The 9,781-nt window shown below is 70.3% G+C and carries 7 protein-coding genes; 3 read left to right on the top strand and 4 right to left on the bottom strand.

The genetic code is table 11. The features are described 5' to 3' along the window. Both G6026_RS12270 and G6026_RS12265 read right to left on the bottom strand, forming a co-directional pair. Positions 1-1,489, bottom strand: a 1,489-nt coding sequence (locus G6026_RS12270; RefSeq protein ID WP_241728061.1) for an acetyl-CoA carboxylase biotin carboxylase subunit, incomplete at its 3' end; no start/stop codon positions are given. An 8-nt stretch (positions 1,490-1,497) separates the two neighbouring features. Next, positions 1,498-3,102, bottom strand: coding sequence for a carboxyl transferase domain-containing protein (locus G6026_RS12265; protein WP_107756983.1), 1,605 nt, complete (start codon positions 3,100-3,102; stop codon positions 1,498-1,500). 295 nt (positions 3,103-3,397) lie between these two features. Between G6026_RS12265 and G6026_RS12260 the strand changes: the two genes are divergently transcribed. Then, a complete protein-coding gene (locus G6026_RS12260; protein WP_107756984.1) occupies positions 3,398-3,688 on the top strand; it encodes a DUF1540 domain-containing protein in 291 nt (96 codons plus the stop codon). A 36-nt stretch (positions 3,689-3,724) separates the two neighbouring features. Here G6026_RS12260 and G6026_RS12255 read toward each other — a convergent pair whose 3' ends face one another. Beyond that, positions 3,725-4,438 carry a hypothetical protein gene (locus G6026_RS12255; RefSeq protein ID WP_182613340.1) on the bottom strand — a complete coding sequence of 238 codons (714 nt, stop codon included), beginning with the start codon at positions 4,436-4,438 and terminating at the stop codon, positions 3,725-3,727. A 136-nt stretch (positions 4,439-4,574) separates the two neighbouring features. Here G6026_RS12255 and G6026_RS12250 point away from each other — a divergent pair, with 136 nt between their 5' ends. Continuing rightward, positions 4,575-6,053: an amidase gene (locus G6026_RS12250; RefSeq protein ID WP_309230289.1), complete on the top strand. Its 1,479-nt coding sequence runs from the start codon at positions 4,575-4,577 to the stop codon at positions 6,051-6,053. A 3-nt stretch (positions 6,054-6,056) separates the two neighbouring features. Here the strand turns inward: G6026_RS12250 and G6026_RS12245 are convergent, their stop codons facing one another. Continuing rightward, on the bottom strand, positions 6,057-6,536 hold the full coding sequence (locus G6026_RS12245; protein WP_182613339.1) for an Lrp/AsnC family transcriptional regulator: 480 nt from the start codon (positions 6,534-6,536) through the stop codon (positions 6,057-6,059). Positions 6,537-6,703: 167 nt separating this feature from the next. On the opposite strand from G6026_RS12245, the gene G6026_RS12240 reads away from it, so the two are divergent. Further along, positions 6,704-9,781, top strand: a 3,078-nt coding sequence (locus tag G6026_RS12240) for an indolepyruvate ferredoxin oxidoreductase family protein (protein WP_241728060.1), incomplete at its 3' end; no start/stop codon positions are given.

The raw sequence follows: 9,781 nt of genomic DNA, 5'->3' as shown, positions 1-9,781 counted from the left end.
TCCAGCCGTTGGGCACGTCCCACGGTCCGCGCCGGGCGGCCGGCACGCGGGCCCAGCGCTCCTCGGTGCGGTGCATGGCCACGGCGACGAGTGCACCCTCGGGCGCCGGGGTCGCGGTGTAGTCGTCGAGGGTCCGATCGAGCAGACCCGTGTCGAGGTCGCCGGCGACGACCTCCGGCTGGGAGAGCAGGAACCGGCAGAAGTCGATGTTGGTTCTCAGTCCGAGGACATGGGTGTCGGCGAGCGCGGCGTCGAGTCGGGCCAGCGCCTCGGCCCGGTCGGTGCCGTGGGCGATGACTTTACCGAGCATCGGGTCGTAGTCGCTTCCGACGACCGTGCCGACGCGCAGGCCGGAGTCCACCCGGATGCCGTCGCCCGAGGGTTCCTCCAGCCCGAGCACGGTTCCGCCGGTCGGGAGGAAGCCCTTGGCCGGGTCCTCGGCGTAGACGCGGGCCTCGATCGCGTGGCCGGTGAGGGTGATGTCCTCCTGGCGCAGGGTCAGCTCCTCGCCCGCGGCGATGCGGACCTGCCAGTCGACCAGGTCCACGCCGGTGACCATCTCGGTGACCGGGTGCTCGACCTGGAGCCGGGTGTTCATCTCCATGAAGAAGAACTCGTCCGGGGCGTGGGCGGAGACGATGAACTCGACCGTGCCCGCACCCACGTAACCGACCGAGCGGGCGGCGTCGCACGCGGCGGCACCGATCCGCTGGCGGGTGACCTCGTCGAGCAGCGCGCTGGGCGCCTCCTCGATGACCTTCTGGTGGCGGCGCTGCAGCGAGCACTCACGCTCACCCAGGTGGATGACGTTGCCGTGGGTGTCGGCGAGGACCTGGACCTCGATGTGTCGCGGGGTGTCGACGAACCGCTCGAGGAACAGGGTGTCGTCGCCGAACGCACCCGCGGACTCGCGGCGGGAGGAGTCGAGCGCGGCGCGAAGGTCCTCGGGTCGCTCGACGCGTCGCATGCCCTTGCCGCCGCCGCCCGCGGACGGCTTGACGAGGACCGGGTATCCGACCTCGTCGGCGCCGGCCACCAGCTCGTCGTCGGTCAGTCCCGGACGCGAGATCCCGGGCACGGTCGGTACGTCCCGGGCGGACACCGCCGCCTTGGCGGTGATCTTGTCGCCCATCGTCTCGATCGCGGTGGCCGGTGGCCCCACGAAGATCAGGCCCGCCTCCTCCAGCGCCCGCGCGAACCGGGAGTTCTCCGACAGGAACCCGTAGCCCGGGTGGACCGCCTGGGCGCCGGTCCGGCGGCAGGCGTCGATCACCTTGTCGATGTCGAGATAGGACTGTGAGGCCTGGGCCGGGCCCAGGCGGACCGCCGCGTCGGCCATGCGCACGTGCAGCGCATCGGCGTCCGCGTCGGAGTAGACGGCGACCGAGCGGATCCCCGCTGCCCGCAGGGAGCGGATCACGCGGCAGGCGATCTCCCCGCGATTGGCCACCAGAACGGTGTGGAGTTTCTGGGACAGTTCCTCTGACATGGGGCTTCTCACATCCTGAAGACGCCGTTGTTGACCGGCTGGAGGGGGGCGTTGGCGGCGGCCGCGAGTGCCAGGCCGAGGACGGTGCGGGTGTCGGCGGGGTCGATGATCCCGTCGTCCCAGAGGCGGGCCGTGGAGTAGTAGGCGGTGGACTGCTCCTCGAACTGCTCGCGGATGGGTGCGGTGAACTCCGCCTGCTGCTCGTCGGTCCACTCCCCGCCCGCCTTGGTCACCTGCGCGGCGCGCACCGACGCGAGGGTGTCCGCGGCCTGGGGACCGCCCATCACGGCGATCCGGGCGTTGGGCCACATCCACAGGAATCGCGGTGAATAGGCGCGGCCACACATGGAGTAGTTGCCGGCACCGAAGGACCCGCCCACCACGATCGTGAACTTGGGCACGCGTGCGCACGCCACCGCGGCGACCATCTTGGCGCCGTTCTTGGCGATGCCGCCCGCCTCGTACTGGCGTCCGACCATGAACCCGGTGATGTTCTGGAGGAAGACCAGCGGGATCTTGCGGCGGTCGCACAGTTCGATGAAGTGCGCGCCCTTGAGGGCGGATTCGGAGAAGATGACGCCGTTGTTGCCGATGATCCCCACCGGATGACCGTGGATCCGCGCGAACGCGGTGACCATCGACGTGCCGTAGTCCTTCTTGAACTCCGTGAACTCACCACCGTCGACGACCGTGCCGATGATGTCGCGCACGTCGTAGGGCTGCCGGGAGTCGACCGGGACGAGGTCGTAGAGATCCGTCTGTGGACGAACCGGCTCGCGGGGCTCGAGGACCTCCCAGTCCGGCTCGGGGGCCGGCGGGCAGGTCGCGATGATCTCGCGGACCTTCATGAGCGCGTCGTAGTCGTCGTCGGCGAGATGGTCCACCACACCCGAGGTCTTGGCGTGCAGGTCGCCGCCTCCGAGCTCCTCGGCGGTGACCTCCTCCCCGGTGGCGGCCTTCACCAGCGGCGGACCGGCGAGGAAGATCGTGCCCTGGTTGCGCACGATCACGGCCTCGTCACTCATCGCCGGGACGTAGGCGCCGCCGGCGGTGCACGAGCCCATCACCGCGGCGATCTGCGGGATGCCCCGGGCCGACATGGTGGCCTGGTTGTAGAAGATGCGGCCGAAGTGGTCCCGATCGGGGAACACGTCGTCCTGCTGGAGCAGCATCGCCCCGCCCGAGTCCACCAGGTAGATGCACGGCAGGTTGTTGGCCAACGCCACCTCCTGGCCGCGCAGGTGCTTCTTGACGGTCATCGGGTAGTAGGTGCCGCCGGAGACGGTCGCGTCGTTGGCGATCACCAGGCACTCGCGTCCGGACACGCGGCCGATCCCGGCGACGACCCCGGCGCCGGGCGCCTTGCCCCCGTACATCTCCTCCGCCGCCAGCGGGGACAACTCGAGGAACGGGCTACCCGGGTCCAGGAGGACGTCGACCCGCTGGCGGGCGAGGAGCTTCCCGCGCTCGAGGTGACGGGCCCGGGCCTTCTCACCGCCGCCCATCGAGGCCCGATCGAGGCGGTCGCGGAGGTCGGCGAGCAGTTCCTCGTGCGCCTGGCGGTTGGTGGTCGGGCTATCGGTGGACGGGCGATCGGTGGTCGCGGAAGACATCAGCGCCGCTCCCTTTCAGTTAAGTCGGATTAACTGAGTTCGACCATAGTGCCATGGCTCACAGATGTCCAGAAGGGGTGCCGCGACCCGCGCGGCGCGGCACGGCAAGGCCACGCCGATCGCCGTGAAAGCAGGATCGGAAGCGGAGCGAAGAGCAGGTCAGGTGCTTAGGCTAACCTGGGCTAGCACAGGCTCTCCTTGCTTGCAAGTCGGCCTGATCGGGGGTTGACTCGGTGACACCCGACCGGATCGACTCACCGGCCGGATCGCCACACCGACGCGAGGAGCAACCGACATGGCCACTCTCACCGGAATCAGCAACTGCACGGTCACCACGTGCTCGTTCAACGCCGACGCCGACTGCACGGCCCCGGCGATCACCGTTGCAGGATCACCCGACCATGCCGAGTGCGGGACGTTCATCTCGCTCGACGTGCGGGGCGGACTGCCCACGGCGACCGCGCACGTCGGCGCCTGCCAGCGCGTCGAGTGCGCGCACAACAAGGATCTGCTCTGTTCCGCGGAATCGGTGACGATCGGCTCCGGCGCCGACACCGCCGACTGCCTGACCTACTCCCCGGCCTAGGGGACCACGGACGTAGACGGTCAGCGGCGTGGACGGTCAGCTCGCCCGGGCCACGTACTGACCCATCTCCCGGACCACGTCCCCGAGGCTCTGCGCACGGGTCATGAACGGCAGGTGCACCACGTCGGCGTCGCGCCCGAGTGCGGTGAGCAGGTGGAGGCCGTCCGGGTCGACGCCCAGGACGAACGGCGGATGAGCCGGGTCGCCCGACCCGGCCAGGATCGCCAGGTGTTCCCCGAAGCGCGCCCGGATCTCGTCTGCGAGACCGGGCGCCTCGGCGGCCAACGGGTCCGAGGGAACCGAATCCAGGTCGCGCGCGTGGACCGTCCCCTGGTGCCCGAGCCGACGCACCTGAAGTTCGTCGAGGTCGATCTCGATCTCGACGACCCACCCCTCACCCTGTCGTGCGGACCGCGCGATGCCGAACCCGTACAGGCTGGCCACGTGCACCTTCGCCTCCACGATGGGGGCGAACTCGTCGATCATCACGACCACCTCGACCGACGCCCCCGGCTCCACGATCAGGCCGGACCACGGCGCGGGAGCCCCGGTGACCACGATGGACCCGCCACCGACCCAGCGGTGCTGCGCGGAGACCATGACATCCGAGCGGTTCCGGGTCCCCCGGACGGCGACCGTGGCGACACCTGACCCGTCCAGAAGACGTCGGGCGCCGTGCGCGACCGGATCCGACGCGGGCGGCTGGGCGATCGGGGGCTCGATCTCGTTCTCGGCGGGATTCGGTGCCATCGTTCACCCTCCACGGGTCGCCTGCTGAGGGGCGAGGTCTCGACGGCGAGGTTTAGGTGACCCTCGCCTAAGTTAGGTATCCCTAAAGTGCCTGAGCGGACCGGGCGCTGTCAAGTGGACGCCCTAGACTGGTGGCGTGACCGACACCACAACCGACGCCACCACCGGCGAGAGCCCCGCCCTCGCCCCCGCCGAGATGCCGCGGCGCGTGCACGCCTTCCGGGACGACGCGCTCGGGTACGACGACGCCTCGGCCCTCGCGGACCGTGTCCGCAGGCGGGAGGTCTCGCCCACGGAGCTGGTCGAGGCCGCCATCGATCGGTGCACAGCCGTGGACCCCGTACTGGGGGCCCTGGTGCACACCGACTACGACCGCGCTCGTCACCGGGCATCGTGGGTCCGCGAGTCTCATCTCTCGGCCCCCCTCGCCGGCGTTCCGTCCGCGTTCAAGGACGCGGTCCGGGTGGAGGGCCTGCCCATGACGCTCGGGTCCTCGGCGGTGCCCACCCGTCCGGCCCTCCACGACGGCCCCTACGCACCCCTGTTCCGCGCGACCGGGCTCATCCCGCTGGGAACGACCGCGATGCCACCCTTCGGCTGGACCGCCGCCACCGAACGGCAGGGGGGTCTCGTCACCCGCAATCCGTGGGACACCGCCCGCACCAGCGGGGGGTCCTCGGGAGGATCCGCCGCACTCGTGGCCGCCGGCGCGCTGCCGATCGCCCACGCCAACGACGGTGGAGGCTCTATCCGGATCCCCGCGGCGGTGACCGGGCTCGTCGGGTTCAAACCCAGTCGCGGCAGGCACCCGGACGAGGAGTTCTCGGCGACCATGCCGATTCCGATCATCTCCCAGTCCGTGGTCTCCCGGTCCGTGCGCGACACGGTGACCTTCCTGACCGCCTTCGAGGCCGGGCACCGTCCGGTCGGGGTCCCGCCGTTGGGCGCGGTCTCGCCGGCCCCCACCCGGCGGTTGCGCATCGGTCTGGTCGAACACAGTCCCGCGGGCGATCCCACCGATGCCGCCACACTGGCGGTGCTGCGAAAAGCCGCCGACCGGCTGGAGGCGCTGGGCCACGAGGTCGTGCCGACGCCCGCGCCGGTCCCGTCCTCGTTCCGCGAGGACTTCATCGCCTATTGGGGCCTGCTCGCGCTGGCCACGTCCTCCGGTGGGAGGGGCATGTTCGGCCCTGAGTTCGCAGCGGATCGCCTGGACCCGTTCACGATCGGCCTCGCCGGGATGGCCAAGAGGTCCCTGCCCTCGCTTCCCCTGCACCTGTATCGCCTCTATCGGGCCAGGCGACGGTTCGACTCGGCGTTCGGCGACCTCGATGTGTACCTCAACCCCGTGGTCAACCACGAGACCCCGGAGGTCGGTTATCTGGACGCGGACCTGCCGTATGAGTCCCACCTCGAGAGGGTCTCCGACTGGGTCACCTTCACCCCCCTCCAGAACATCGCGGGGTCGCCCGCAGTCTCCCTCCCGGCCGGTCGGGCTCCGGACGGCCTGCCCATCGGGGTGCACCTGTCGTCGAGGATCGGCCATGACCGCCTGGTGCTCGAACTCGCCTCGGAGTACGAGGAGGCCTACCCGTTCGACCGCATCTGGGAGTGAGGCTCACTCGTCCACGAGCTGGGCGACGCGCGGGCCGACCCGGCGCCGCAGCACCACCTCCGTGCGGGTCCGCAGGACGCCCGGCGTGGAGATGATGGCGCTGAACACCTCTTCGAGGTGCGCGTGATCGCGGGCCACCACCCGGCAGACCACGTCGAACTCCCCCGCCACACTCATCACCTCGAGCACCTCGCGCACCTCGGCCAGCCCGGAACACGTCGCCTCCAGCTCGGCCTGCGCCATCTGGATGTGGACCAACGCCGAGAGCGGGTACCCGAGCGCCGCCGGATCGAGGGTCGGCGCCCACGACGCGATCACGCCCCGGGCCTCGAGCTTGTCCAACCTGGCCTGTGCGGTCCCGCGCGCCACCCCGAGGCGGCGGGAGAACTCGCGCACCCCGACCCTGGGGTCCGCCAGGACGACTCTCAGGAGTCGTCGATCCGTGTGGTCCAGAGCCGAAGCTTCGCGGGGAGCCGATTCCATGTGTACATCATAAGGCGCGCGTCGTTGGACACAGTGCTCAACAGTCGCGCGGTCCCAGGCGCCGGAGTGCACACCGTGCTCGCCACAATGCTGACCACGTGACGCGCATCACGTGCGCGCCTAGCCTGGAGTCGTATCTCGATTCTCTCGAAGGCCAGGTGTGACCGATGACCTCTCTTCTCGGACCCACGAGCGGTACCCAGGACGATCCGCGTGACCCGCGGGCGGACGCCACCTCGTTCTCTCTCTCCGACCGCTACACGCGGGAAAGCGGCACGGTGTTCCTCACCGGTATCCAGGCACTGGTCCGCACGGTCCGCGACCGCGCGCGGTTGGACCGCCGACAGCACCTACTCACCGCCAGCCTCGTCAGCGGGTACGAGGGCTCCCCACTGGCCGGCTACGACCTCGAGCTGGCCCGGCGCGGGACGTTCCTGGACCCGTTCGACGTGGTCCATCGTCCCGCCCTCAACGAGGAGGCCGCCGCGACGGCCGTCATGGGGTCGCAACTCGCGCGACGCACGGGCACCCTGCGCGCGACCGCCAACACCGGCGGCGCGCCCCTGCAGGGCGTCGTCGGGTACTGGTACGGCAAGGCCCCCGGCCTGGACCGCGCCACGGACGCGATCCGACACGCCAACCTCATCGGTACCGACCCTCACGGAGGTGCGGTCGCCTTCGTCGGCGATGACCCCGGGGCCAAGTCCTCGACGGTGCCCTGCTCGTCGGAGCTCGCGCTCGCGGACCTCTACCTCCCCACGCTCTATCCCGCGGACTCCCAGGACGTGCTGGACTTCGGCGTCCACGCGGCGATCCTCTCCCGCGTCTCGGGCCTGTGGTCGGCCGTGAAGATCTCGTCGCACGTGGCGGACGCGTCGTCCACCGCGCTGGTGGACCCGGACCGGATCCTGCCCGACTACGGAGACCTGGGGACCAGCCCCCACGTGCCCTCGGGCCAGTTGCTCGGGTCCAGTCTGATGGAGTTGGAGCAGAACCAGCTCACCACCCGCATCCCCCGGGCGCTGGAGTACGCGCGGCTCAACGGACTCAACCGGATAGTCCAGTCGACCGCCGACGACAGGATCGGCATCGTCGCCGCCGGCAAGAGCTACCTGGACGTCCGCGAATCGCTGCGCAGGCTGGGCCTGGACGACGCCGAACTCGCCCGGCGCGGCATCCGGATCCTCAAGCTCGGCATGGTCTACCCGATGGAGCGCACGGTCCTGGACGAGTTCATGTCCGGCCTGGACGAGGTGATCGTGGTGGAGGAGAAGCGCGACTTCATCGAGACCATGATCCGCGAGATCCACTTCCGCCGCGCGGGCGTCGCGAATGTCGTGGGCAAGACCCACGAGGACGGCTCCACATTGTTCAGCCGGTTCGGCGAACTCGACGTCGACGCCGTGACCCGGGGTCTGGCACAGCGGCTCGGGCGCGTCCACGGGATCGAGTCGGCGCTCGCCTGGCTCGACGGCCCCGGCCGGGGTCGCTCGCGCATCGCCCTGCCCCTGGCCACCACCCGGACCCCCTACTTCTGCTCGGGTTGCCCGCACAACAGTTCCACCAAGGTGGCGGACGGGACGCTCGTGGGCGGCGGCATCGGCTGCCACGCAATGGTGCTGCTGATGGACGAAGAGCAGGTCGGCACGGTCACCGGGGTCACCCAGATGGGCGGCGAGGGGCTCCAGTGGACCGGTATGGCCCCGTTCCTGACCGAGAACCACCTGGTGCAGAACATCGGCGACGGCACGTTCATGCACTCCGGTTCGCTCGCGCTCCGCGCGGCTGTCGCCTCAGGCGACAACATCACCTACAAGCTGCTCCACAACGGCACGGTCGCGATGACGGGTGGCCAGGACCCGGTCGGCCAGATGACCCTGCCGGAGATCCTGCGACTCCTGCAGGCGGAGCGGGTCGCCAAGATCGTCGTCACCACCGATGACGTCAGGGCCACGAGATCCCAGGGGCTGCCCCGCGGCATCGAGGTCCGCGATCGTCGCGACACGCTCGAGGTCCAGAAGGAGCTCGCCGCGGTCCCCGGTGTGACCGTGTTGGTCCACGACCAGTTCTGCGCGGCCGAGAAGCGCCGCCACCGCAAGCGCGGCACCTACCCCACCCCGGCCGAGCGGGTGGTGATCAACGAACGCATCTGCGAGGGCTGCGGCGACTGCGGCAGGAAGTCCAACTGCCTGTCGGTCCATCCGGTGGAGACCGAGTTCGGCCGAAAGACCCGGATCGACCAATCCACCTGCAACTTCGACTTCTCGTGCCTGGAAGGCGACTGCCCCGCCTTCGTCACCGTGGTGCCGGGGACGCGGAGCGAGCGTGTGGCGACGGCGCCCGAGCTCGACGCGTCGGCCCTCCCGGAGCCGATGAGGGCCGAGGTCGACGCCGACCGGGGTTTCTCATTGCGCCTGACCGGTATCGGCGGGACGGGCATCGTCACCGTGTCCGCTGTCCTGGCGACCGCCGCCGTCCTCGACGGCAACGCCGCCCGCACCCTCGACATGACCGGACTGGCGCAGAAGGGCGGCGCGGTGGTCTCCGACGTCCGGGTGGCCCGGACCCCGATCGAGCAACCCCCGAAGATCGGCGCCGGTGACTGCGACCTCTACCTGTGCTGTGACGGCCTGGTGGGCGCGGACGACGCCAACCTCAAGGTCGCGCACCCCGACCGCACCACCGCGGTCGTCTCCACCACCCGGATCCCCACGGGCTCCATGGTGATCGACACCGCCGTGCACTACCCGTCCGGCACCGACATCCAGACCTCCATCGACCGGGCCTCGAGAAGAGGCGTCTACCTGAACCCGGGAGAGATCACGGAGAACCTCTTCGGCTCCACTCAGGCGTCCAACATGCTCATGGTGGGGGCGGCCTACCAGAGCGGGGCCCTGCCGATTTCCGCCCGGGCCATCGAGCAGGCCATCGAGCTCAACGGGGTCGCGGTGTCGGCGAACCTGCAGGCGTTCCGGCGTGGCCGACAGGCCGTCGCGGATCCGGGAGCCCTCGGCGCGCTGGTCGCCGATCTGCACCGCCCGGCGACCACCGCGACGCCGGACTTGCACGAGCCCTCCCCCACCGCGCGCCGCCTGGTCACCGGCCTGGGCCCGGAGGCCTCCGACGAGCTCCGGGCCGTCGTGGCCCTGCGCGTCGACGAACTGATCGGCTTCCAGAGCGAGGCCTACGCTGCCGACTACGTGCGCAGGGTCGAGGACCTGCGTGCGGCCGAGGCGCTATCCGGG

Origin of the sequence: Dietzia sp. DQ11-38-2, from assembly GCF_014145055.1 — a bacterium.
In the GTDB taxonomy this organism is placed as follows: domain Bacteria; phylum Actinomycetota; class Actinomycetes; order Mycobacteriales; family Mycobacteriaceae; genus Dietzia.
Note: the sequence above shows the minus strand (reverse complement) of the source record. Positions and strands in the feature narration are given on the sequence as shown.

What these genes read in the sequence shown, in the direction of transcription:
- G6026_RS12265 (WP_107756983.1), bottom strand. Translation starts at nt 3,102, where the DNA reads ATGTCTTCCGCGACCACCGATCGCCCGTCCACCGATAGCCCGACCACC.
- G6026_RS12260 (WP_107756984.1), top strand. Translation starts at nt 3,398, where the DNA reads ATGGCCACTCTCACCGGAATCAGCAACTGCACGGTCACCACGTGCTCG.
- G6026_RS12255 (WP_182613340.1), bottom strand. Translation starts at nt 4,438, where the DNA reads ATGGCACCGAATCCCGCCGAGAACGAGATCGAGCCCCCGATCGCCCAG.
- G6026_RS12245 (WP_182613339.1), bottom strand. Translation starts at nt 6,536, where the DNA reads ATGGAATCGGCTCCCCGCGAAGCTTCGGCTCTGGACCACACGGATCGA.